Origin of the sequence: Sanguibacter gelidistatuariae (genome assembly GCF_900096585.1) — a bacterium.
Lineage (GTDB): Bacteria > Actinomycetota > Actinomycetes > Actinomycetales > Cellulomonadaceae > Sanguibacter > Sanguibacter gelidistatuariae.
In genome coordinates this window covers 348270-373054 of sequence record NZ_FMYH01000003.1, presented here as the reverse complement: position 1 = coordinate 373054, position 24785 = coordinate 348270, and the positions used below count along the sequence as shown (strand labels likewise).

The window sequence follows — 24785 nt, the reverse complement described above, 5'->3', positions numbered from 1 at the left end:
GTCAGGCGTCTGCCTGCCCTGCGTCGGCCGCGTCGCCCGCGGCCGGCTCGTCGATCACGGCGTGCAGCGAGAGCTTCCCGCGGGGGTCGACCTCACCGATCTCGACCTGGACCTTCTGGCCGATGGCCAGGACGTCCTCGACGTTCTCGACACGCTTGCCACCAACGAGCTTGCGGATCTGGCTGATGTGCAGCAGTCCGTCCTTGCCCGGGGAGAGCGAGATGAAGGCACCGAAGGACGTGGTCTTGACGACCGTTCCGACGAAGCGCTCACCGATCTCCGGCACGTGCGGGTTGGCGATCGCGTTGATCGCCGCGCGCGCGGCCTCTGCGGACGGGCCGTCGACCGCACCGATGTACACGGTGCCGTCGTCCTCGATGGAGATGTCCGCGCCGGTCTCCTCCTGGATCTGGTTGATCATCTTGCCCTTCGGGCCGATGACCTCGCCGATCTTGTCCACGGGGACCTGGACCGAGATGACGCGAGGAGCGAAGGGGCTCATCTCGTCGGGTACGTCGATCGCCTCGGCGAGGACGTCCAGGATCGCGAAGCGTGCGTCGCGGGCCTGGGTCAGCGCGCCACCGAGGACCGAGGCGGGGATGCCGTCGAGCTTGGTGTCGAGTTGGATGGCCGTGACGAACTCACGGGTTCCGGCGACCTTGAAGTCCATGTCGCCGAAGGCGTCCTCGGCTCCGAGGATGTCGGTCAGGGCCGCGTAGCGCGGCTTGCCGTCGACGACGTCGGAGATGAGGCCCATGGCGATACCGGCGACGGGGGCGCGCAGCGGCACACCCGCGTTGAGCAGGGACAGGGTCGAGGCGCAGACCGAGCCCATCGACGTCGAACCGTTGGAGCTGAGAGCCTCAGACACCTGGCGGATCGCGTAGGGGAACTCCTCGCGGCTCGGCAGCACCGGCATGAGGGCGCGCTCGGCAAGTGCGCCGTGCCCGATCTCGCGACGCTTGGGGCTGCCCACGCGACCGGTCTCACCGGTCGAGTACGGCGGGAAGTTGTAGTTGTGCATGTAACGCTTGCGCGTCTCCGGACCGAGGGAGTCGATCTGCTGCTCCATACGGAGCATGTTCAGCGTGGTGATGCCCAGGATCTGGGTCTCGCCGCGCTCGAAGATCGCCGAACCGTGGACGCGAGGGACAACCTCGACCTCCGCGGAGAGCGTGCGGATGTCGGCAAGGCCACGGCCGTCGATGCGCACACCGTCGGTCAGCACGCGCTGGCGGATGAGGTGCTTGGTCACGGCGCGGACGGCTGCGGACAGCTCCTTCTCGCGGCCTTCGAAACGGTCTGCCAGGGCGGACAGGGCGGCAGCCTTGATCTCGTCCAGGCGGGTCTCGCGGGACTGCTTGTCCGCGATGGTGAGCGCCTTGGCGAGCTCGGTCGAGACCTGAGCCTCAACAGCGGCGTATGCGTCATCCTGGTAGTCCAGGAACAGCGGGAACTCCTGGACCGGCTTGGCGGACCTGGCGGCCAGGGCAGCCTGAGCCTCGCACAGCTGGCGGATGAAGACCTTGGAAGCCTCGAGACCCTCGGCGACGATCGCCTCGGTCGGGGCGATGGCGCCCTCGTTCTTGATGAGGTTCCAGGAGTTGTTCGTTGCCTCAGCCTCGACCATCATGATCGCGACGTCGTCACCAGCAACACGACCGGCGACGACCATGTCGAAGACGGCCTTCTCCTTGTCGGAGTACTTGGGGAACGCGACCCACTGGCCGTCGACGAGCGCGATGCGCACGGCTCCGACGGGACCGGAGAACGGCAGGCCGGACAGCTGCGTGGACAGCGACGCGACGTTGATCGCGAGGGTGTCGTAGGCGTCGTCGGGGTGGATCGCGAGGACGGTCACGACGACCTGGACCTCGTTGCGCAGACCCTTGGTGAAGGTCGGGCGCAGCGGGCGGTCGATCAGGCGGCAGGTGAGGATGGCCTCGGTGCTGGGGCGTCCCTCACGGCGGAAGAACGATCCGGGGATGCGACCGGCGGCGTACATCCGCTCTTCGACGTCGACCGTCAGCGGGAAGAAGTCGAACTGTTCCTTGGGGTGCTTGCCCACGGTCGTGGCCGAGAGCAGCATGGTCTCGCCATCGAGGTAGGCGACGGCGGAGCCGGCAGCCTGACGGGCCAGACGGCCGGTCTCGAAGCGGACGGTACGGGTGCCGAAGCGCCCGTTGTCGATGATGGTTTCTTCAAATTCAATCTCGGGACCCTCCATGGGTGCCCTCCTCTTTGACGAAGGATCCGCCGCGCTGTGCCCTGGCGGTCTTCGATCGAGGTTCACGGAACAGGTCTGGCGCGTGAGCGCACTGTTGCCGGGAACCACTACCGAGGACCGAACGAGAGCATCCGAGACGGACCGGAGTGGGTGGAGCGTGTTCAGGCGTAACTCAGTTATACCGAACTAGCCCGGCCCCTAAAACGCGAGGGACCGGGCTATGAAACATGCTGTCAGCGACGCAGACCGAGACGCTCGATCAGGCTGCGGTAGCGGTTGATGTCAACCTTCTGCAGGTACCCGAGGAGGCGACGGCGCTTTCCAACGAGGAGGAGCAGACCACGACGGCTGTGGTGGTCGTGCTTGTGCTCCTTGAGGTGCTCGGTGAGGTCCTTGATGCGCTGCGTGAGCATCGCAACCTGAACCTCAGGCGAACCGGTGTCGCCCTCGGTCGTGGCGAACTCGGTCATGATGGACTGCTTCGTGGCAGTGTCGAGGGGCACGGCTCTCCTTGATGTGTATCGTTGCGCGGCGCTCCGGGGCATTTCCACCCGAGCACTATGAATCCGCGGCCGATCTAACGGCGTATGAAGTCTAACAGCATGGCGGGGCGGTCCGCAGACGGGGGTGCGGGGTCTCCCTCCCCCAAGCCTTCCTACTGCTCCGCCAACACTCCCCGCTCACGCGCACGCGCCACCGCGGCAGTGCGGGACTGCACCCCGAGCTTGTCGAAGATGTGCACCAGGTGCGTCTTGACCGTTGCCCGCGACAGGAACAGCTCCGCCGCGACCTCGTCGTTGGACCGTCCGGCGGCCACGAGCGCGAGCACCTCGAGCTCTCGCCGGGTCAGCGACACCGACGGGGCGCGGAGCCGACCCAAGAGCTTGCGTTGCACGGCCGGCCCGAGCGCGACCTGGCCGGCCGCCGCCGCGCGGATCGCCGTCGTCAGCTCCTCGGTCGGCGCGTCCTTGAGCAGGTAGCCCGTCGCACCCGCCTCGACGGCAGAGAGAATCTCAGCGTCGGAGTCGTACGTGGTCAGGATGAGCACCGGCGGGCCTGCCATGGCACTGAGCTCGGCGGCGGCCCGCGACCCGGTCATCCGGCCGGGGCCGAACCGCAGGTCCAGGCAGATGACATCGGCGTGCTGCCCGCCGCGGACCGCGGCGAGCAGGTCCTCGGCCGTCGCGAACTCCGCGACCACGGACATGTCCGGCTCTGCGTCGATCACCGCACGCAACCCCGCACGCACGATCGGGTGGTCGTCGGTCAGCACCACGGCGAGCGTCGCGCTCCTGTCGCCGTCGTTCGCCGCCCCGTTCATGTCCTTGACGTTCATGTCCTTGACAGGCCCGTCACCGGTCACCACCATGCCGCTGGTCACCACCATGCCGCTGGTCACCACCGCACCGTCACCGATCTGCATCTCTCCACCACTCCTCACCGCTGCGGTCATGACGCCCTCTCCTCTTCCGGCTCGTCCGCGGTCGCCACATCCGTATCGTCCGCGGTCCCCACGAGCGGCACATAGACCGCGAGCGCCGTACCCGACCGCCCGTCCGGAGCCGACTCCACGGTCAGCGTCCCGCCGAGCTCGGCGATCCTCGACCGCATCGCCGGCAGCCCAAAACCGCCTGCCCCCGCCGCCGGCCGCCCGGGATCGAAGCCGTGCCCGTCGTCGACGACGTCGAGCGCGACGCCGCCGTCCAGGTAGGTCACCGTCAGGTCCGCGCGCGCAGCACCCGAGTGCTGGACGACGTTCGCCGCCGCGGACTGCGCAATCCGCAGCAGCGTCGCCTCGACCGTGAGCGGGAGCTCACGCGGCTCCCCGCTCACGCTGACGTGCCAGGTGATGTCCGACCGCGCGGTCGACTGCGCCGCGAGGCGCTCGAGCGCGCCGGTGAGCGAAGTGGCCTCGAGCCCGGACGGGGCCAGTGCCTTGACCACGCGGCGCGCCTCGTCGAGGTTCTCGTGCGCGGCGTCGCGCGCGACGGCGATCCGTTCCCGGGCCGTGGCAACGTCGCCGTCCTCGAGCGACTTGTCCGCCGCCCGCAGGAGGAGGTTGATCGAAGAGAAGCCCTGGGCCAGGGTGTCGTGGATCTCCCGCGCCAAGCGCTCCCGCTCGTGCGCGGTGGCCTGCTCCCGCTCGGCGCGCGCGAGCTCGGTCCGCGTGCGGGTCAGCTCGGCGATGACCGCCTGACGCTGCTGGGACTCCCGGACGACCCCCTCGAACCCGAGCACCACCCCGACGGCCACCGCAGCTCCGACCACGGGACCGAAGACCGAGCCGACGGGCGTGAGCCCGTTGTGCAGCGCGCCCGCGACGGCGAGCACCGTCGTGCCGGTCACGGCCAGCACCCCACGCCGGGGGCCGAGCACGTGCATCTGCAGGAACATCAGCGGGAACGCCATCCACAACGCAGCGTCGCCCAGGAGCAGCAGCCCGGCCCAGGTGACGCCGAGCGCGATCATCCACGCGCCACCCGGCCACAGCTGTCCACGCGGGGCGTCGACCGAGTAGTCGCTGACATGGACGGTCAGCCGACCAGCCACGTAGACCCCCACGAAGGCGACCACACCGAGCGCCAGCCAACCGCGATGCGTCTCGCCGTCGGCCAGCGACGTCGCGACCAGCAGCACGAGGAGCGCACCGATGAGGACATCGAGGCCGACCTGGAGCCCACGGGCGGCCTTGATGACGTTGAGGGGTTTCACCGCTCCACCGTACCGACACCAGCTCGTGGTGCATCAACCAAACGGTTGACCTGGGGACCAACCATGTGGCAGGCCAGGAACATCCACCCGCCTGATCTGCGATCAGGTCCTCCGCGGCAGGCTGGGAGCAGTCACATATCCCCGTCCACGAGAGGACCACCATGTTCGTCGCACTCAGAGACCTGCGGTTCGCCAAGGGCCGCTTCGTCCTCATGACTTCCGTCATCGCCCTCATCACTGTGCTCGTCGGCTTCCTCGCAAGCCTCACGGCCGGTCTTGGCCGGGCGAGCACCTCCGGGATCGTCGACCTTCCCGCGACCCACCTGGCCTTCTCGCAGGCCGCCGGATCCGATCCGAGCTTCACGGAGTCCCAGGTCGACCCTGCACAGTGGGAAGGCTGGGCTCAGGTCGCCGGGGTCACGAGCGCCGAGCCGCTCGGCGTCGCCCAGACCCGCGCCAGCGTGGCCGACACGACCGCGGCGGTGACGGCCTTCGGCGTCGTGCCTGGTTCCCCACTTGCGCCAGGGACCGTGGCCGACGGCGCGGTCATCCTCTCCTCGGGCGCTGCGGAGGCGCTCGGGGCGAAGGCCGGGGACTCGCTCGCTCTCGGCTCGCAGACGCTCACCGTGCACGCCGTCGCCTCATCCGATGCCGAGTATGCCCACACCCCGGTCGTCTGGATCTCGCTCGCCGACTGGCAGTCTGTGGGTGCGCGCGGCGGGAGCGGCGCGACCGCCGACGCCGACCTGGTCGCCACCGTCGTCGCGATCCAGACCGCCGACGGCTCGGCACTACCCTCCGGAGCCATCACCGCGGCAGACACCGACCTCAAGACCCAGACCCTGGGGCTCAGCGACTCCCGCTCCGCGATCAGCTCCTTCGCGGCCGAGAACCTCTCGCTGACCATGATGCAGACCTTCCTCGTCGCGATCTCCGCGCTGGTCGTGGGCGCGTTCTTCACGGTCTGGACGATCAACCGCGGCCGCGACATCGCCGTGCTCAAGGCCCTCGGCGCGTCCAACCGGTACCTGTTGAAGGACGCGATCGGTCAGGCGCTGATCGTCCTGGCGCTCGGGACCGGGGCCGGCGCGCTGCTCGCCGCGGGCCTCGGCCTGGTCGCCGCTCAGGTCATGCCGGTGGTCATCGGCGCAAGCACGATCGTCGTTCCGGCCCTGCTCCTCGCGGCGCTCGGCCTGGTCGGCGCGCTGCTCGCGGTCGTCCGGATCACCCGGATCGACCCGCACGCCGCACTCGCCGCCCGCTAGCTGCCGGCCAACCGCACCCCTACCGACAGAAAGGTCTCCTCATGCTCACCCTGGACCACATCACCCTGACCTACCCCGACGGCGACCACGACCTCACGGCGGTCGACGACGTCAGCCTCACCGTCTCCCCCGGCACCGCGACCGCGATCCTCGGCCCGTCCGGGTCGGGCAAGTCAAGCCTGCTCGCGGTCGCCTCGACGCTCACCCGCCCGACCAAGGGACTCGTGCGCATCGGCGCGGACGTCGTCAACGCCCCGGCCGACCACCCCGAGGCCACGTCCGACGCCGCGAGCGCGCGGCTGCGACGCGAACGGATCGGCATCGTCTTCCAGCAGCCGCAGCTCATCGACTCCCTGACCGCCGTCGAGCAGCTCGAGCTCGTGGCGCACCTGCGCGGCAATCGACCGCGCTCGGCGCGGACCCGCGCGATGGACCTGCTCGACGCCGTCGGGATGGCTCCGTGGGCGTCGAAGCGGCCCGCGCAGCTCTCGGGCGGGCAACGTCAGCGCACGGCGATCGCTCGGGCGATGATGAACTCCCCCGAGGTTCTCCTCGTCGACGAGCCCACGTCGGCCCTCGACCACGACCGAGGTCTGCAGATCATCGAGCTGATCACCGCGCTCACCCGCGAGTCCGGGGCGGCCACGATCATCGTCACCCATGACGAGGCGACCCTCGGGTCGATCACCGACCGGGTCCACCTGGTTGATGGGCGCATCAGCGCGCGGACCGCGGGGACTACAGGCACGTCGGCGCCTGCCGCTCAGCCGGCGCGGGCCTGAGCCGACTCAAGGCGATCCGCCACGACCTGCGGGCATATGCTGCGGCCATGACCATCTCTCCGGACACGAAGAACTGGACCTGGGTGACCGAGCGGGCGTGCCCGGAGTGCGGATTCGACGCTCCGGCCGCTGCGCTGGCCGACATCCCGGCTCGGCTGCAGGCCGACGTCGAGCGCTGGCCCGCGATCTTGGGCCGCGCCGACGTGGCCACCCGGCCCGACGACCACACGTGGTCAGTCCTGGAGTACGGGGCCCACGTCCGGGACGTCTTCGTGGTCTTCTCCGGGCGCTTCGCCCGGATGATCACCGAGGACGACCCGCTCCTGGAGGACTGGGACCAGGACGCCGCGGCCACCGCAGGTCGCTACGGCGAGCTAGATCCGCTCGTCGTCGCCGACCAGCTGGTCGCGGCGGGTGAGGCCCTCGCGGCCGCGCTCGAGGCGATCCCCCCAGCTGCGGCGAACCGCGCCGGCCTGCGCAGCGACGGCTCCCGGTTCACGGTCGAGTCCCTCGCCCGCTACCTCATGCACGACGTCGCGCACCACCTGTGGGACGTCACTCGCCCGCACTCCTGACGCCCGCCGTCTGCTGGCGCCTCATGCGATCCCGCGCCGGACCCGCGAGCACACGGCCAGCGCCGCGGCCGAGAACAGCACCTGCAGCGCCACGGTCCCCCACCCAGGCGCGCCGGTGACGACCGCGGCGAGCAGCGGGATCGCTCCTAGCGCCGCGAGGTCGGGTCCTGTGGTCACCATGGACAGCGCGCCGGTCGGCACCGCGCCCGCTGGAGTCGCCAGCAGCGGGGCGGACCAGGTGGGCGCTCGCCGATAGGCACCGCGCACGGCCGCCGCGCCGAAGCACCCTGCCCCGGCAGCCAGGAGCGCGAGCCATCGCGGGTCCTCCACCACCTGCGGAGCGCAGCCGACGGCCAGGCTCACGAAGACCGCCACGGCAGGCACGACGGCGCGCACCAACCGGGTCGCCCGGGCACTGAGCGGCAGCAGTGAGTCGAGCACCGGCGAAACCTCCGCCGACCGCGCCCCCTGCGCCCCGAGCTGAGCGCTGCGGATCCCCACGACCAGCAGCACGACGGCAAGCCCGAGGCCGCCGCTGAGCACGGGGACCTCCCGGGCGACCACGATCAATGCACCGAGACCCAGCACCTGCGCGATCACGGTCGGATTCCGCGCCACGGCCACCGCCTCGGCGGCAAGCAGCGCCGTCACCGGCCCCCGCACCCACCTCTGGTCACGGGACCGTCGAGGCGATCTCAGTACGCCCGGGCGATCCAGTGCCCGGCCGAGCTCACGCAGGTCGAGCGACACCACGGCGCCTCCCGCCCGCTCGACCACTGAGGCCGCGGGCGTCAGTGCGACAGCGCCCAGCGTCTCCAGGCTCCGGTGCCACCGCCACGCACCGGCCACGGCGGCCGATCCGAGCAGGGCCAGCACCGTCCACACGGGCCCACCACCGCCCCACCACCAAGCACCGCCCCACCACGCATCACCCCCCTCCCCTGTGACGCCCCGCCACCAGGCATCGTCCCCGCCCACCTCGGTCGCGCCCACCGTCAGGAGCCCGACGCCGAGGACCGGCGTCAGCGCGAAGATCAGATCGCTCGCGACGACAGTCGCCGCCACGACCGTTCGGCGTCGCTGGACGAGGCCGACCGACATGACAAGCAGCGCCCCGCACACCGCCCCCGTCGCGACGCTCGTCACGAGGGTCCCCGCCGTGACCGGCCCTCCGGTCGACGTCGTCACGACCATGACGAAGGCGGCACCGGCGGCCGACCACAGGAGCAGCCCTTGAACGTACCGCGGAGTGAGCAGACCTCTGCGGTCCACCGGCATCGGCAGCCACCACCGCAGGCCAGCCCCGGACACCGCAAGCGGCCCGAGGCGCGCGGCCAGCCCGGTGGCCAGCGCGGCCCCCGCGACCAGCAGGAGGACCCGCACCGTGGCGAGGGAGAGACCAGACGTCGAGAGATCAGGGCTCGTGGGCCCGCTGGGCGGAGCGACGAGCAGGTCACGGACCACGCCCGAGGCCCCGATCACCAGACCAACCACGATCGCGGCCGAGGCGACCACTGAGACGATGTCCGCGACGACCGTGCCCACCCCGTAGCGTCGGTGCGACGCCGTCACCCGGGCGGTCAGGTCCCGGATCTCGGCGCCCGTGAACTCCTCCTCCGGGTCGGTCTCGAGCCGAGGCAGCATCACAGCCCTCGGGCCAGCGCGGCCACGGCGTCGGCCGGGCTGAGCACAGAGCACGCGTCGTCGGCCATGAGCAACGCCGATGCTCCCGTGCCCCGGACGAGCTCCTCGTCGTGGGTGGCGAAGACGATGCTCACGCCGCGGGCGGCGTCCTCCCGCAACATCTGCACGAGGGTGCGGCGCATGCGCACGTCCAGGCGCTGCTCGGGTTCGTCGAGGACCAGGATCTGGCGGGGACGGACGAATCCCGCGGCGAGCAGCAGCCGCCGCCGCTGCCCCGAGGACAGCGACTCGGGGAACGCGTTCGCATGGTCGGTCAGGCCGAACTGGTCCAGCAGGTCGTCCACGACGGATCCGGCGGCCCGCACGGCGTGCCCGCGTGCCGTGAGCACGAGGTGCTCACGGGTGGTCAGGCCGGGAAAATAGGCGTCGGCGTCCAGGACACCCGCGACCTGAGCGCGGAAGGAACGTTCGCGTTCGTCGACCTCGCGGCCGAGCACCTCGACCGTCCCGGCGAGGGGCTCCAAGAGGCCCAGGAATGCGCGCAGCAGCGTCGACTTCCCGCTCCCGTTCGCGCCGATGATCGCGAGCATCTGCCCGGCCCCGACCGAGATGTCGACCGGTGCGCACACGGGCGTCCCGGCATAGCCGACGCTCAGGTCGCGTGCGCGCAGCACCGAGGACTCACCGGACACCGGCGCGCTACCTGTCCGCCGGCCCGCCGGCCAGGATCTCCCGGGCTTGCACGACGTCGTCGTGCATCTGGATGACGAGCGGCTCGAGGCCGTCGAAGCGCAGCGTGGGCCGCAGATGCTCGACGAACTCGACGAGGATCTCCTCGCCGTACAGGTCGAGGTCGGTACGGTCCAGGACGTAGGCCTCGACCCGGCGCTGCACCCCGTCGAAGGTCGGGTTCGTACCGATCGAGATGGCGGCGGGCAGCACGGCGTCCTCCGTGGACGACGGCCGGCGCACCCACCCGGCGTAGACGCCGTCGGCCGGGACCATGCCCTCGGCGTCCTGGCTGAGGTTCGCGGTCGGGAAGCCGAGCTCACGCCCGCGCGCGTCCCCGTGCACGACGACGCCGCGCAGCCGGTGCGGGCGGCCGAGCACGCGCGCCGCCTCCGTGACACGCCCCGCCAGCAAGAGCTCGCGCACCGCGGAGGAAGACCAGCGGGCAGCGGCGTCGTTGCCGACGTCGTCGATCACCTCGACCGTGAAGCCGAGCTCCTGACCGAGCTCGATCATGGTCGTCAGCGTGCCGGAGTTGTTCAGGCCGAAGCGCACGTCCCGCCCGACGGCCACGGTGCACGCGCCGAGCGCACCGACGATGTACTCCGCGACGAAGTCGCGGGGGGTGAGCTGGGCGAAGTCGAGGGAGTAGGGCAGCACGAGGACCGCGTCCAGGCCGGTAGCCTCGAGCAGGTCGAGCCGGTCCGTCAGGCCGCAGATGAGCGGCGGCGCCTCGGCGGGGCGGTGCACCTGGGCGGGGTGCGGGTCGAAGGTGATCGCGACCGACCGCGCGGACAGCTCGCGGGCGCGCTCGATGAGCCGCGTGATGACCTTCGCGTGCCCACGGTGCACGCCGTCGAAGTTGCCGATGGTCACCACGGAGGGGCCGACCCCCGCAGGGACCTGGCTCAGACCATTCCAACGCTGCACACGAACTCCTGACGATCGACGCGGTGGGAACCGCAGGGACCAGCCTGCCACGACCACCCCGCTGAGGTGGAATATGGTCCAGGACTGGGACAGCCGGGGTGACGCACGCCTCACCGTCCGCGTGACGGGCGCCTCGTGGCGGAGGGGACGCGCCTCATACGGCGGGCGCGAACACCACGACCGGCTGAGAGCGTTCCTCGGACTCCTCGAGCAACGCGATGAGCTCGTTCGAGGAGCTGATCCCGGCGTGCATGCCCCGGGCGTCACCGATCGGCACGAGCCGCTTGCCGTAGCCGAGCGCCGTGACCTCAGCGTCGCTGAGGTCACGGACCGGGAAGGTCGCACGGGCCGCGTCGGACAGCGCCATCACGTCGATGACCCCGTTCTCGGTGACCTGCGCCTGGAGGGACTCGAGGCTCTGGGCGGCGTCCAGGTGATACCCGCCCACCCGGGTGCGGCGCAGCATGGTCAGGTGCCCGCCCGTGCCGAGCATGTCGCCGAGGTCACGGGCCAGGGCGCGGATGTACGTCCCGGAGGTGCATACGACGGTCGCGTCGACGTCGAGCACCACCGTGCCGCCGACGACGGCGCTGCGCTGAGCGGTCACCTCGAAGCGGCTGACGGTCACCGGACGCGCGGCCAGCTCGACGGACTGCCCCGCGCGCACCCGGGCGTAGGCCCGCTGACCGTCCACCTTGATTGCCGAGACGGAGCTCGGGACCTGGAGGATGTCCCCCGTGAGCGAGGCGACCCCGCGGGCCAGCGCGGCCTGCTCGACGGCGCCCGCTCCGGCCGTGGTGGTTGCCTCGCCCTCAGCATCGTCCGTCGTGGTGCCCACGCCGAGCCGGATCGTCGTGGCGTACTCCTTGTCCTCACCGACCACGTAGGTCAGCAGGCGGGTCGCCCGCCCGACGCCGATGACGAGCACGCCGGTGGCCATCGGGTCGAGCGTCCCGGCGTGACCGACCTTGCGGGTCGCAGCCAGCCCGCGCATCCGGGCGACCACGTCGTGGCTCGTCCAGCCTGCGGGCTTGTCGACCACGACGAAGCCGTCCGGGGCGCTGGCCCGCCGCTCGCGGGCCGCTCCCTGCGTCTGGCGCTGCCGGTTGCCTGGCGGATGCGCGGCAATCCGCCGGCCGGCAGCGTCCTGCGATCCAGCGCCGCCCTGGGGGTCGGAGGAGGTCATGCCAGACTCCTTGTTCGGGGTGGGTTCAGAGCGCGGGCGAACCGGGAACGACGTCGTCGGGCACCTCAGCCTCGGCTGGCTCGTCGTCGGCAGGTTCGTCCCCGGACTTCTTGTACGGGTCTTCGTCGCCGGCGTAGGTGGCGTTCTCGCGCAGCGCAGCGATCGCGGCGTCGCGGCGTCGGGCTTCCAGGAGCAGCTCGCCGAACTTCTCGGCCGTCTCGGGGACCGAGTCGAGGTGGAACTCGATGGTCGGGGTGAGCCGGACGCCGGTCTGCTTGCCGACCTCGGAGCGGATCATGCCCTTGGCGCTGTTGAGCGCCGCGGCCGTGCCCTGACGTGCCTCCTCGTCACCCATGACGGTGTAGAAGACCGACGCGTTCTGCAGGTCACCGGTCACCCGCACGTCCGTGACGGTGACGAACCCGAGGCGGGGGTCCTTGATCCGGGTGTCGAGCATCTGGGCCACGATCACCTGGATGCGTTCGGCGAGCTTGCGCGCGCGGGGGTGGTCAACCATGACAACTTCCTTTCGTGGGCACACGCGTCGTCGACACGTGGCGGGAGACGACGACGCCGGTCCTGGCGCGGCGCTCGGGTGAGCGCCGCGCCAGGACCGGCGTCAGATGAGAACTCAGGAACGCGGCTTCTCCCGCATCTCGAAGGTCTCGATGACGTCGTCGACCCGCAGGTCGTTGAAGGAGCCGAGCCCGATACCGCACTCGTAGCCCTCGCGGACCTCGGTCGCGTCGTCCTTGAACCGCTTGAGCGACTCGACGGAGAGGTTGTCCTCGACGACCGTCCCGCCACGAAGGACACGTGCCTTCGTGTTGCGACGGATCGTGCCGGAGCGCACGAGGCAACCCGCGATGTTTCCGAACTTCGAGGAACGGAAGACCTCGCGGACCTCCGCGGTGCCAAGCTGCGCCTCTTCGTACTCGGGCTTGAGCATGCCCTTGAGCGCAGCCTCGACGTCGTCGATCGCCTGGTAGATGACCGAGTAGAACTTGATGTCAACACCCTCGCGGTCAGCCATCTCGGCCACCCGCTCGCCGGTCTTGACGTTGAAGCCGATGATCACGGCGTTGTCGACCGTGGCGAGGTTGACATCGTTCTGCGTGATGGCACCCACACCGCGGTGGATCACGCGCAGCTCGACCTCTTCGCCCACGTCGATCTTGAGCAGAGCGTCCTCGAGCGCCTCGACGGCACCGGAGACATCACCCTTGAGGACGAGGTTGAGGGTCTCAACCTTGCCCTGCTGGAGTGCCTGGGTGAAGTCCTCGAGGCTGATGCGCTTGCGACGCTTGGCCAGGAGGGCTGCCCGCTCGGCTGCTTCGCGCTTCTCGGCGATCTGGCGAGCCGTGCGGTCGTCCGGAGCCACGAGGAACGTGTCACCGGCGCGCGGCACCGAGGTCAGGCCCAGGACCATGACCGGGCGTGCCGGCGTAGCGGCCAGAACCGGGTCGCCGTGCTCGTCGAACATCGCACGGACGCGGCCGTAGGCCGTCCCAGCGACGATCGAGTCACCGACGTGAAGCGTTCCGGACTGCACGAGCACGGTCGCGACCGCACCACGTCCCTTGTCCAGGTTCGCCTCGATGGCAACACCGCGGGCGTCCTTGTTCGGGTTCGCACGCAGGTCGAGCGAGGCGTCTGCGGTGAGCAGGACCGCGCCGAGCAGCTCGTCGATGTTCAGGCCCTCACGTGCAGAGACGTCGACGAACATGGTGTCGCCGCCGTACTCCTCCGCCACGAGGTTGTACTCGGTGAGCTGCTGACGGATCTTGTCCGGGTTCGCAGACTCCTTGTCGATCTTGTTGACCGCGACGACGATCGGCACACCGGCAGCCTGGGCGTGGTTGAGCGCCTCGATGGTCTGCGGCATGACGCCGTCATCGGCCGCGACCACGAGGATCGCGATGTCGGTGACCTGGGCACCACGGGCGCGCATGGCGGTGAACGCCTCGTGACCCGGGGTGTCGATGAAGGTCAGCGCACGGTCGATGCCCTCGTGCTCGTGGTGGACCTGGTAGGCACCGATGTGCTGGGTGATGCCACCGGCCTCGCCCGAGACGACGTCCGTCTTGCGGATCGCATCGAGGAGTCGCGTCTTACCGTGGTCGACGTGACCCATGACGGTCACGACCGGCGGACGTGCCTCGAGCTCGTCGTCGCCCTCGGCGTCCAGCTCGGCGTCGAGGTCGATGTCGAAGCCGCCGAGAAGCTCGCGGTCCTCTTCCTCGGCCGAGACCATCTCGATGACGTAGCCGAGCTCAGTGGCCAGCGTGCTGAACGTGTCCTCGTCGAGGGACTGGGTCGCGGTCGCCATCTCACCGAGGTGGAAGAGGACCGTGACCAGGCTCGCGGGGTTCGCGTCGATCTTGTCGGCGAGGTCGTTGAGCGAGGAACCGTGACGCAGACGAACGACGGTCTTGCCGTTTCCACGGGGAACCTGCACGCCACCGAGTGACGGTGCCTGCATCTGCTCGAACTCTTGACGCTTCGCCCGCTTCGACTTCCGTCCACGAACGGGACGACCACCGGCGCGACCGAAGGCGCCCTGTGTGCTGCCACGCCCTGCCCCACCGGGACGACCGCCGCCGCCGCCGGGACGACCGGCGAAACCGCCACCGGCTCCGGGGGGACCGCCGGCTGCGCCACCGGGACCACCGGCACCGCCGCCGGGACGGGTGAATCCGCCACGACCGCCGCCTGCACCGCCACCGGGGCGGCCTGCGCCACCGCCGGCGGGAGCACGCTCACCGGGACGACCCACGGCCGCGCTGCGGCCGGGCATCATGCCCGGGTTCGGGCGCGGTCCACCCGGACGCGGTGCGGGGGGACGAGGTCCACCGGTACGTTCGCCGGTATTCGTCGCCGCTGCTGCGGGGTTGACGTTGTTGTCGGTGCGCTCCGGACGCTGGCCGGGGCGAGGCATGCCCTGGCTGGTAGCGAAGGGGTTGTTGCCCGGACGCGGAGCGCCCGTACGGGGTGCACCGGACCGGGGCATGCCCTGGCTCGTCGCGAAGGGGTTGTTGCCCGGACGCGGGCTGCCGGGGCGAGGTGCCGAGGCACCGCTCCCTGCGGCCGGCGCGGACTCGCCCGCTTCGGCTGCCGGCGCGGGTGCCGCGGCGGCAGGCTTGGGGCCGGGCGTTGCTGCCGGGACGGCGGCGGGTGCCGACGGCGCGGGCGCAGCCGGAGCCGCGGCGGCGGGTGCCGGAGCAGCCGGGGTCGCAGCAGCGGGGCTCGAGACAGCCTCCGGCGCGGGGGCCGCAGAGGCCTCGGCGGCCGGCTTGGCCGGACGGGGACCCGCGGGCTTGCTCGCCTCAGGCTTGGTTGCGCTCTCGGACACCGGGAAGGCGTCGCGGAGCTTACGAACCACCGGTGGCTCGATGGTTGATGATGCTGACCGTACGAACTCACCGAGTTCGGTCAGCTTGGTCATGATTGTCTTGCTTTCCACCCCGAGCTCTTTTGCGAGCTCGTAGACGCGGACCTTAGCCACAACTCTCCTGTCTTGGTCCACCCAAGGCAAGGGAGGACCGTCGTTAGTACTGGGAACTCATCGCTGAGTACTCATCGGGTGCCCATCGGCTTCACAACCCGCTTCCTTGTCGACGTGTCGTGCTCACGTGGGACACGGATCCCAACGCTTCGGTCAAGTCACTCAGTTCGATGTCCTTCGACGCACGGAGCGCCCGAGGGAACGCCTTGCGCCTGAGAGCCAGGTCCCCGCAGTCTGCGGAGGCGTGCAACCAAGCACCACGTCCCGGCAGCACGCGCCGGAGGTCTGCCACGACGCCTGTTGGGGTGCCGTCGGCCTCGCTCCGACCCGTCACGAACCGGATCATCGTCGCCTGGTCGTCACGTCGACGGCATCCCAGGCATGTGCGAACCGGCCCGTGGCCCCCGAGAGAACTGATCGAGGGATCAACAGACCGAGCGGATACGCCAGAGGATGTCGGGTTTGGTGACCCAGACTCCGACAGTCTACCGCGCCGACCCACCGCGCGTGACCTATCCCTCGTCGGAGGCGCCAGGGCCGCCCGCCGCCGGTGCCCCGCCGTCGGACTGGATGTCGATCCGCCAGCCCGTGAGCTTGGCGGCGAGACGGGCGTTCTGCCCCTCCTTGCCGATCGCCAGGGAAAGCTGGAAGTCCGGGACGATCACGCGTGCCGAGCGCGTCTCTAGGTCGACCACGGTCACCGACGTCACGGTGGCCGGGGAGAGCGCGCTGGCCACGAAGGCCGCGGGGTCCTCGTTGAAGTCGACGATGTCGATCTTCTCACCGTGCAGCTCGGCCATGACCGCGCGCACCCGCTGGCCCATCGGGCCGATGCAGGCACCCTTGGCGTTGATGCCGGCCACCCGGGCACGGACCGCCATCTTGGACCGGTGACCGGCCTCGCGGGCGATCGCGACGATCTCGACCGAACCGTCGGCGACCTCGGGAACCTCAAGTTCGAAGAGCTTGCGAACGAGGTTGGGGTGCGTGCGGCTCAGCGAGATCTGCGGCCCCTTCATCCCGCGCGAGACGTCGAGCACATAGGCGCGCAGCCGCTCGCCGTGGACGTAGTTCTCGGTCGGAACCTGCTCGTGCGCGCCGAGGACAGCCTCGGTCCCGCCCACGTCGACCAGGACCATCCGCGGGTCGCTGCCCTGCTGGATGACGCCGGCGATGACCTCGCCCTCCTTGTCCCGGAACTGGCCCAGGACCTGGTCGTCCTCCGCGTCACGCAGACGCTGCAGGATGACCTGGCGTGCGGTCGAGGTCGCAATCCGCCCGAAGTTGGTCGGGGTGTCGTCGAACTCGGGGCCGAGCGTGCGGATCATCCGGGGAATGAGGGCGGCGGCCGCGGCGGCGGCGTCGGCCTCGGCCTGTTCCGCGGCTGCGTCGTCGCTGTCGTCGCTGTCGTCGCTCTCGGCGTCGTCAGCATCAACCGCGTCTGCGGGGTCCGCGGCAACCGGGGGCCTCCAGGACGGGTCCTGGATCTCGTAGTCCTCGCGCGCCCACACCGTGACGTGCCCGGACTTGCGGTCCACCTCGACGCGCGCTGTGTGCTGAGCGTCGGGGGTGCGCTGGTAGGCGAGTGCGAGCGCCTGCTCGATCGCCGAGATGAGCACGTCGAGGCTGATGTCCTTCTCACGCTCCAGGAGGCGGAGCGTACTCATGTCGATGTCCATCTCAGACCTCATCATCCATCTGGTCGGAAGAGTCCGACCCTTCAAAATCTACGAATTCACTCTCATCGATCGCATTCGCGCGCTTGAGCTCGACCTCGACCAGGCCGCTGGCCACGTCGCCGAAGGTGACCCGCTGCGCGCCGTCGTCGAAGACGAGCGTGTCTGCCTCGACCGCGGTGAGGCGACGGGTAAAGTTCGTGCCGTCATTGAGCTTGACCGCGACCATCCGGGTGCGTGCGCGCTTGAAGTGGCGCAGCTCGGTCAGCGGGCGACTGGTGCCCGGGGTCGACACCTCGAGGGTGAACGCACCCGGCAGCGCGGGGTGCACGTCAAGGAGGTCGGAGATCTCGCGGGCGACCTCGGCCACCCGGTCCAGGCTCAGCGCCCCGGACTCGTCCTCGCCGAGGTCGACGATCACGCGGACCACGGTGCGCGCGCCCGCGGGCGCGACCTTGACCTCTTCGAGAACCAGACCTGCGTTCTCGACAGCGGGGCGAACCGCCTCCGCCACCTTGTCTGCGGTAGAAGATGCCACCATCAGTTCACTCCCGTCGGCTCCATGGCCCACCGGGCATGGATCAGACCGGTGTGTTGTTGTCACTACAGACGACAAGACTACCGAGTCCGTGACCCGGCGCAGCACCGCCCCCTCGTGGCGCGCCGCCCCCGGCCCCGCTCTCACCCTGGCGCACCAGATCATGACATCATCGGGGGCGATGAACACCGCACCGCACCCCCCCGCCTGCGCCGCACGGACCCGCGGATCTCTCCCGGTCTTGGCCCACCGCACGTCCCGCCAGCGCGCCCGGCGAACGAGCGTGATGATCAGCACATTGCTGACCCTGCTCGTGCTCAGCGGCTGCGGCCTACGCCTGGACGGTCCGGCGCCCGCCGAGCCGGTTCCCGACGCCGACGAGGTCTCCCGTCAGGCGATGGTCGCCGACGCGACCGCTATCCACGACGGGGCTCAGGACGCCCTCGCCGTCGTCGCACCGGACTCGAGCGAGGCGGCCTCACTCAACCAGATCATCGACTTCTCCGCACTGCACTCCGCGGCCCTGGGCGGGGTGTACGCCTCCGGGATCGACCACTCCGGCGACGACAGCGCGCCCGACCAGGGGCAGACCGAGCTCGAACCGGGATCGGTCTCCCCGTCCGACGGCGTCACCCCGGCTCCCCCGGTGCCGACGACTGAACCGGCTCCGGCGTCCTCGGCCGAGGTCGTGGCGTTGCTGGCGCAGTCCGCCGCACGGGCCCGCGGATCGCTCGTCACCCCGACCGACCCGCTGCTCGCCCGGCTGTACGCATCGATCGCGACGAGCCAGTTCGAGAGCGCACGCGACCTCGCTGCGCAGGCGGGGCTGGAGTTCACCGCACCGGAGGCGTTCACGACCACCATGCCGACGACGCTGCCGCTCAACCTCTCCGCCTCCGACCTCGCCACGGTCGTGCGCAGCGAAGACTCGACCGGCTTCGCCTACGAGGTGATGGCCGCCCGCCTGTCCGACGACGCCCGCACCCTCGCGACCGAACGCGCTCGGGTGCACCGCGCGCGGGCGCAGACCTGGGCCGAGCTCGCATCCCTCGACGGGACCTCGACCGACCCCCGCCAGGTCGCCTACACGCTGCCGACCGCGGCCGACGGCGGGTCGGCGCTCGCTACGAACGAGACCATCGCTGCGCTGGCAGCCCAGCTCGAAGACACTCTCGCCACGACCTACGCGACCCTCACGGGAGAGGTCGACGCGGACAACCGGGCCGCCATGGCTGACCTGCTGGTCGACTCCCGGGCGGCGGCCCGGGCCTGGGGCGCACCCCTCGTGGCCTTCCCGGGCATGCCCGAGCAGGCCGCCACCACCCCCTGATCTCACCGTCCGCGCCTACGCGCCCCGGTCCCCCGCGTCCCCCGCGTCCGCCGAGCTCGTGAGCCAGTCGCCGAACTCGTGGACCACGGCCGAGCTGACGAGCGGAACGGACGTGGCTCACGAGTTCGGCGGACGACTCACGAGATCGACGAGACGACTCTGCCGCGGCCCATGGGCCGCGGCAGAGCCGTCGATGCTGGGTTCAGCCAGGTGTCATGCGGCGCGGACCGGTGTCACAGGGCCTCGACTCACAGGGCCTCGATGATCTCGGCAATCCGGTCGCTGGCCTGCTCGAGCGGGACCTGCTCGGACTCCCCGCCCACGCGCGGACGGACCTCGATGACGCCGTCGGCCAGGCCGCGGCCCACAACGACGACGAGCGGGACACCGAGCAGCTCGGCGTCGGCGAACTTCACGCCGGGTGAGACCTTGGGCCGGTCGTCGTAGAGCACCTCGAAACCGCGCGAGGACAGCGTCTGAGCGATCGACTCGGCCGCCTCGAAGACGGCCGGGTCCTTGCCCGTGGCCACGACGTGCACCTGCGCGGGAGCCACGTGGGCCGGCCACGCCAGGCCCTTGTCGTCGTGGTTGGCCTCGGCGAGGGCCGCCAGCGCACGGGTGACGCCGATGCCGTAGGAACCCATCGTCACGGTCACCTGCTTGCCGTTGACGTCGAGCACCTTGAGGCCGAGCGCGTCCGCGTACTTGCGGCCCAGCTGGAAGATGTGGCCGATCTCGATCCCGCGGGCGAGCTCGAGCGGGCCGGAGCCGTCGGGGGCGGGATCGCCAGCGCGCACCTCGGCGCACTCGATGAACCCGTCGGCCGTGAAGTCACGACCGGCCACGAGGTCGAAGACGTGCTTGCCGGCCTCGTCGGCACCCGTGATCCACGAGGTGCCCTCCACGACCCGGGGGTCCAGGAGGTAGCGGATGGCCTTCTTGTCTCCGGAGGCGACCCGTCCAAGGGACTTCGGGCCGATGTATCCCTTGACCAGCACGGGGTTTTTGGCGAAGTCTGACTCGCCCGCCGGCTCGACCTCGGCCGGCGCGAGGGCCGCCTCGAGGCGCTTGAGGTCGACCTCACGGTCGCCGGGGAGGCCGACGACGAGCAGCTCGCGGGTGCCGTCGGGCTGGGTGACCGCAAGAACGACGTTCTTGAGGGTGTCCGCGGCCGTCCACTCACGCCCGTCGGTGCGCGAGTGGTCGGCGTTGGCGAGGTCGACGAGCGCCGCGATGGTCGGGGTGCCCGGGGTGTCCTCGACGTGGGCGGCCGGTGCGCCCGTGAAGTCGATCGTCTCGGGGACCACGGTCACCACGGCCTCGACGTTGGCCGCGTAGCCACCCGGCGAACGGACGAAGGTGTCCTCACCGATCGGCGTCGGGGTGAGGAACTCCTCGCTGCGCGAGCCGCCCATCGCGCCGGAGGTGGCCGCGACGATGACGTACTCCAGGCCCAGGCGGGTGAAGATCCGCTCGTAGGCGCCACGCTGGGCGAGGTAGGAGGCCTCGAGCCCGGCGTCGTCGATGTCGAAGGAGTACGCGTCCTTCATGATGAACTCGCGGCCACGGATGAGGCCTGCACGCGGGCGCGCCTCGTCGCGGTACTTGGTCTGGATCTGGAAGAGCGTGACCGGCAGGTCCTTGTACGAGGAGTACAGGTCCTTGACCAGGAGGGTGAACATCTCCTCGTGGGTCGGGGCGAGCAGGTACTCGGCGTCGCGGCGGTCCTTGAGCCGGAACAGGTTGGGGCCGTACTCAGTCCAGCGGCCTGTCGTCTCGTAGGGCTCGCGCGGCAGCAGCGCCGGGAAGTGCACCTCCTGCGCAGCAACGCCTTCCATCTCCTCGCGGACGATGGCCTCGACCTTGGCCAGGACCCGCAGGCCCAGCGGCAGCCAGGTGTAGATGCCGGGCGCGGCACGGCGGATGTAGCCGGCACGCACCAGGAGGCGGTGGCTGGCGACCTCGGCGTCAGCCGGGTCCTCGCGAAGGGTACGGACGAACAGTGTGGAGAGGCGAAGCAGCATGTCCTGAGCCTAGTCGCTGCGGACAACTCGCCAGAACAGCGGCCTGCGGCTTGATAGACAGCCTCCGGCTTGGAGAACGCCCTTCGGCTCAGAAGAGCGCCCTCCGGGCTGGAACAGCAGCCTGCGGCTCTAGAAAAGCAGCCTGCGGCTCTAGAACAGGATCGTGGCAAACGTCCCGACCTGCTCGAAGCCGACCCGACGATACGTCGCCAAGGCGCGGGCGTTGTAGGAGTTGGCGTACAGCGACACGGTCGGCGCCACGTCCCGGCGGGCCGCCGCCACGACGGCCGCCATCCCCGGCGCACTGAGTCCCCGGCCCCGATGCCTCGAGGGGACCCAGACGCCCTGCACCTGAGCGACGGCGCTCGTCACGGCACCGAGCTCGGCCTTGAAGACGATCTCCGCCTCGGCGCTCGGCGCGCGAGCGACAAAGGCATGACGGGCGAGGACCAGGCCGCGCACGCGCTCGGTGTAGGCGCGCCCGGAGTAGGTGATCGGTGAGTACCCGACCTCTTCCTCGAACATGGCCACGCACGCAGGCAGCAGATCGTCGAGGTCGTCGAGGGTGGCGTGACGCACGGTGGGATCCGGCTCGACCAGGGGGTCGCCCACGATCTGCAGGGACGGCTGGTCCGGGCGCACCTCACGGGCCGGGGTCCACGCGTGCTCGAGACGACGCCACAGGCCCAGCGCGACGTCGGCCGGTCCCACGATCGAGGAGCACCGGCGCCCCTGCAGGCGCCCCTGGTGGGCGAATGCGTCGAGGATCTCCGCGGCGGGGGTGGGCACGACCGGGACGAGGTTGGCGCCCGCCCAGCACACGGCCTCGAGCGGGCCCGTCGCAGGAAATCCCCAGACCTGACCCGAGCTGCGCAGGGTCGGATCGGTCATGCTTGCCTCGATCCGGGTCGCGGCCAGGACCGAGGCGACCGGGTCCTGGGAGCAGACGGCGAGGGCTGCGGGCAGCTCCGCGTCGTCGAGCACACGCACGGCGGGTGAGCGCCGGGGCGCCAGCCGTAGCGACTTCATGACGCCTCCTCTCCCATGGACGCCGGCTACCGGCGTCCGGCGATCACACCGGCTCAGCCGACCGTCACGGTCGCGCCGCCACCCTCAGAGGTCTTCTCCATCGTCGCGGCGATCCGCAGGGCCTCTTCGATGAGCGTCTCCACGATCATCGCCTCGGGGACGGTCTTGACGATCTCACCCTTGACGAAGATCTGTCCCTTGCCGTTGCCGGAGGCGACGCCCAGGTCGGCCTCACGGGCCTCCCCAGGGCCGTTGACGACGCACCCCATGACGGCGACGCGTAGGGGGACATCGAGGCCCTCCAGACCCGCTGTGACCCGCTCAGCCAGGCTGTAGACATCGACCTGGGCCCGCCCACACGACGGGCAGGAGACGATCTCGAGCTTGCGGGGGCGCAGGTTGAGCGACTGCAGGATCTGGATCCCGACCTTGACCTCCTCGACCGGAGGCGCGGACAGGGAGACCCGGATCGTGTCGCCGATGCCCTTGGACAGCAGCGCCCCGAAGGCGGTCGCCGACTTGATGGTGCCCTGGAAGGCCGGTCCGGCCTCGGTGACGCCCAGGTGCAGCGGCCAGTCGCCCCGCTCGGAGAGCAGCTCATAGGCGCGGACCATGATGACGGGGTCGTTGTGCTTGACCGAGATCTTGAAGTCGTGGAAGCCGTGCTCCTCGAAGAGCGAGGCCTCCCACACCGCGGACTCCACGAGCGCCTCGGGGGTGGCCTTGCCGTACTTGGCCAGCAGCCGCGGGTCGAGGGATCCGGCGTTGACGCCGATCCGGATCGACACACCGGCGTCGCGCGCGGCGTTGGCGATCTCCTTGACCTGGTCGTCGAACTTGCGGATGTTCCCGGGGTTGACGCGCACGGCGGCGCAGCCGGCGTCGATCGCCGCAAAGACGTACTTGGGCTGGAAGTGGATGTCGGCGATCACCGGGATCTGCGACTTCGTGGCGATGGCCTTGAGGGCTACCGCGTCGTCCGTGGTCGGGACGGCCACCCGGACGATGTCGCAACCGGCAGCGGTCAGCGCGGCGATCTGCTGGAGCGTCCCGTTGATGTCGGTCGTCTGCGTCGTCGTCATGGACTGCACGCTCACCGGAGCGCCGCCGCCGACATCGACCTTGCCCACCTTGATCCTGCGGGTCGGGCGTCGCGGTGCGAGCACGGGCGGAGGGGCTTCTGGCATACCAAGGCTGATCGGAAGGCTCACGGAACCAGTATCCCCCTCCCCCGGGCGTCGGAGGACATCAGCGCCCGACACATACAGGATCGCCCCACTCCTCACATGATCTGGATCGGTTTGACGATGTCGGCATAGATGAGCAGCGCGCCCATCCCCGCGAGAAGCACGAACACCCCGTAGGCGAGCGGCATCATCCGCGCGGTGTCGGCCGGCAGCGGGCGGGGGCGCCCGCGCCACCGGGCGACCTGGCGCCTTCCGCCCTCGTAGAGTGCACCGACCACGTGCCCGCCATCGAGGGGTAGCAGCGGGATGAGGTTGAAGGCAAAGAGCGCGATGTTCAGGCCCGCGACGATCATCACGAGGTTGGCCACCCGCATGGACAGGTCGTAGCCGTCGACGTGTGCCGAGGCGATCTCGCCGGCGAAGCGCCCGATCCCCACCACCCCGACGACCGAGGTCGCGTCCCGCTCTTCCGAGCCGAAGGCCGCCTGTGCGACGTCGACGAGACGTTGCGGCAGGGTGACGATGACCTTCGCCGTCTGCTGCAGCTGCTCCCCGATCATCCCCGGCACGACGGTCGCGGACTGGCGCACGAGGTCCTGGGTGGGACCGATGCCCAGGAATCCCATCGGCTCGGTGACGATCTTCCCGGCTGTGTCGTACACGACCTGCCCGGCGTCGTCGGTCACGGGCCGGTCGGCGACGACCGGTGTGACAGTCGTCTCGACGCGCTGCCCGCCACGCTCGACCACGACGGTCGCGGGCTCCCCGCCCGTCGTGGCGATCAACGAGGCGAGCTCGTCCCAGGAGCCGACGGACTTGCCGTCGAACTCGACGATCGTGTCGCCCGGCAGCAGGCCGGCCGCGGCGGCCGGCGCGAGCGTGTCGCCGGCCGAGCAGGTGGCGTCGGCCGGGGCGTCTGCGGCGAGCACGCACTGGGAGACGGTTGCCAGCGTGGTGGTCGGCCCCATGGTGCCGAATCCGACGACCACACACGTGAACAGGACGACCGCGATGGCCAGGTTCACGAACGGTCCGCCGAGCATGACGACGAGCTTCTTGGGTGCGGAGAGGTTGTAGAAGGCGCGGTCCTCCTCGCCCGGGTAGATCTCCTCGGTGCTCGCGTCGCGGGCGGACTGGATGAGCTCGGCGATGCGGCCGGTCTTCGCGGCGCGCCGCGGGTCGCCCGGGGGGTACATCCCGACGAGGCGGACGTAGCCGCCCAACGGAATGGCCTTGATGCCGTACTCGGTCTCACCGCGGGTACGCGACCACAGGGTCGGTCCGAAGCCGACCATGTACTGGCTGACCCGCACGCCGAACTTCTTCGCCGGGACCATGTGCCCGACCTCGTGCAGGGCGATCGAGACGAGGACGCCGACGACGAGCACAAGCACGCCCACGAGGTAGGCCATCTGTTCTCCTGATGCTGGGTGAGAGTCCGGACAA

At 70.3% G+C, this 24785-nt stretch carries 21 protein-coding genes; 4 read left to right on the top strand and 17 right to left on the bottom strand.

Annotation, left to right across the window (positions count from 1 at the left end):
- Position 1 precedes the first annotated feature (1 nt).
- The 4 genes from BLQ50_RS09420 to BLQ50_RS09405 all read right to left on the bottom strand — a co-directional run bounded on the left by BLQ50_RS09420 (position 2) and on the right by BLQ50_RS09405 (position 4939).
- Positions 2-2227 carry a polyribonucleotide nucleotidyltransferase gene (locus BLQ50_RS09420; RefSeq protein ID WP_093183109.1) on the bottom strand — a complete coding sequence of 742 codons (2226 nt, stop codon included), beginning with the start codon at positions 2225-2227 and terminating at the stop codon, positions 2-4.
- Between the two features lie 233 nt (positions 2228-2460).
- Complete coding sequence (gene rpsO, locus BLQ50_RS09415) at positions 2461-2730, bottom strand: 30S ribosomal protein S15 (protein ID WP_066463546.1); 270 nt, start codon at positions 2728-2730, stop codon at positions 2461-2463.
- A 152-nt stretch (positions 2731-2882) separates the two neighbouring features.
- A complete protein-coding gene (locus tag BLQ50_RS09410) occupies positions 2883-3680 on the bottom strand; it encodes a LuxR C-terminal-related transcriptional regulator (protein WP_425424088.1) in 798 nt (265 codons plus the stop codon).
- Positions 3677-4939 (bottom strand): sensor histidine kinase, encoded by a 1263-nt coding sequence (locus BLQ50_RS09405; protein WP_093183108.1) that lies wholly within the window; start codon positions 4937-4939, stop codon positions 3677-3679. The genes BLQ50_RS09410 and BLQ50_RS09405 overlap by 4 nt, the downstream gene beginning before the upstream one ends.
- Before the next feature lie 161 nt (positions 4940-5100).
- Between BLQ50_RS09405 and BLQ50_RS09400 the strand changes: the two genes are divergently transcribed.
- From BLQ50_RS09400 to BLQ50_RS09390, 3 genes are read left to right on the top strand one after another with little or no spacing between them, the layout of a single operon-like run.
- Positions 5101-6204, top strand: coding sequence for an ABC transporter permease (locus BLQ50_RS09400; RefSeq protein ID WP_093183106.1), 1104 nt, complete (start codon positions 5101-5103; stop codon positions 6202-6204).
- 41 nt (positions 6205-6245) lie between these two features.
- The gene (locus tag BLQ50_RS09395) at positions 6246-6986 is read left to right on the top strand and encodes an ABC transporter ATP-binding protein (RefSeq protein WP_093183104.1); all 741 of its coding nucleotides are present in this window, start codon (positions 6246-6248) and stop codon (positions 6984-6986) included.
- A gap of 47 nt (positions 6987-7033) precedes the next feature.
- Entirely contained in the window at positions 7034-7561 is a 528-nt protein-coding gene (locus tag BLQ50_RS09390) for a DinB family protein (protein WP_093183103.1), read from the top strand.
- Between the two features lie 21 nt (positions 7562-7582).
- Here the strand turns inward: BLQ50_RS09390 and BLQ50_RS09385 are convergent, their stop codons facing one another.
- The 9 genes from BLQ50_RS09385 to BLQ50_RS09345 all read right to left on the bottom strand — a co-directional run bounded on the left by BLQ50_RS09385 (position 7583) and on the right by BLQ50_RS09345 (position 17772).
- Complete coding sequence (locus tag BLQ50_RS09385) at positions 7583-9205, bottom strand: DUF6297 family protein (protein ID WP_093183101.1); 1623 nt, start codon at positions 9203-9205, stop codon at positions 7583-7585.
- On the bottom strand, positions 9205-9897 hold the full coding sequence (locus BLQ50_RS09380; protein ID WP_093183100.1) for an ABC transporter ATP-binding protein: 693 nt from the start codon (positions 9895-9897) through the stop codon (positions 9205-9207). The genes BLQ50_RS09385 and BLQ50_RS09380 overlap by 1 nt, the downstream gene beginning before the upstream one ends.
- A gap of 7 nt (positions 9898-9904) precedes the next feature.
- On the bottom strand, positions 9905-10864 hold the full coding sequence (locus BLQ50_RS09375; RefSeq protein WP_093183098.1) for a bifunctional riboflavin kinase/FAD synthetase: 960 nt from the start codon (positions 10862-10864) through the stop codon (positions 9905-9907).
- 154 nt (positions 10865-11018) lie between these two features.
- On the bottom strand, positions 11019-12050 hold the full coding sequence (gene truB / locus BLQ50_RS09370; protein ID WP_093183096.1) for a tRNA pseudouridine(55) synthase TruB: 1032 nt from the start codon (positions 12048-12050) through the stop codon (positions 11019-11021).
- A 25-nt stretch (positions 12051-12075) separates the two neighbouring features.
- On the bottom strand, positions 12076-12567 hold the full coding sequence (gene rbfA / locus BLQ50_RS09365; RefSeq protein ID WP_093183095.1) for a 30S ribosome-binding factor RbfA: 492 nt from the start codon (positions 12565-12567) through the stop codon (positions 12076-12078).
- A 114-nt stretch (positions 12568-12681) separates the two neighbouring features.
- A complete protein-coding gene (gene infB, locus BLQ50_RS09360; RefSeq protein WP_093183093.1) occupies positions 12682-15555 on the bottom strand; it encodes a translation initiation factor IF-2 in 2874 nt (957 codons plus the stop codon).
- Between the two features lie 91 nt (positions 15556-15646).
- Entirely contained in the window at positions 15647-15901 is a 255-nt protein-coding gene (locus BLQ50_RS09355) for a YlxR family protein (protein ID WP_093183092.1), read from the bottom strand.
- Between the two features lie 166 nt (positions 15902-16067).
- Positions 16068-17234, bottom strand: a complete 1167-nt coding sequence (gene nusA, locus BLQ50_RS09350; protein WP_093183090.1) for a transcription termination factor NusA — start codon at positions 17232-17234, stop codon at positions 16068-16070.
- A 1-nt stretch (position 17235) separates the two neighbouring features.
- Entirely contained in the window at positions 17236-17772 is a 537-nt protein-coding gene (locus BLQ50_RS09345; RefSeq protein WP_093183089.1) for a ribosome maturation factor RimP, read from the bottom strand.
- Between the two features lie 283 nt (positions 17773-18055).
- Here BLQ50_RS09345 and BLQ50_RS09340 point away from each other — a divergent pair, with 283 nt between their 5' ends.
- Positions 18056-19099, top strand: a complete 1044-nt coding sequence (locus tag BLQ50_RS09340) for a DUF4439 domain-containing protein (protein ID WP_175559081.1) — start codon at positions 18056-18058, stop codon at positions 19097-19099.
- Between the two features lie 248 nt (positions 19100-19347).
- On the opposite strand, the gene BLQ50_RS09335 is transcribed toward BLQ50_RS09340, so the two are convergent.
- The 4 genes from BLQ50_RS09335 to BLQ50_RS09320 form a co-directional block, all read right to left on the bottom strand.
- Positions 19348-21123 carry a proline--tRNA ligase gene (locus tag BLQ50_RS09335; protein ID WP_093183086.1) on the bottom strand — a complete coding sequence of 592 codons (1776 nt, stop codon included), beginning with the start codon at positions 21121-21123 and terminating at the stop codon, positions 19348-19350.
- 150 nt (positions 21124-21273) lie between these two features.
- Positions 21274-22152, bottom strand: coding sequence for a GNAT family N-acetyltransferase (locus BLQ50_RS09330; protein WP_093183084.1), 879 nt, complete (start codon positions 22150-22152; stop codon positions 21274-21276).
- A 53-nt stretch (positions 22153-22205) separates the two neighbouring features.
- Positions 22206-23363 (bottom strand): flavodoxin-dependent (E)-4-hydroxy-3-methylbut-2-enyl-diphosphate synthase, encoded by a 1158-nt coding sequence (gene ispG, locus BLQ50_RS09325; RefSeq protein ID WP_093183083.1) that lies wholly within the window; start codon positions 23361-23363, stop codon positions 22206-22208.
- 71 nt (positions 23364-23434) lie between these two features.
- The gene (locus BLQ50_RS09320; protein WP_093183082.1) at positions 23435-24751 is read right to left on the bottom strand and encodes a M50 family metallopeptidase; all 1317 of its coding nucleotides are present in this window, start codon (positions 24749-24751) and stop codon (positions 23435-23437) included.
- Positions 24752-24785 lie beyond the last annotated feature (34 nt).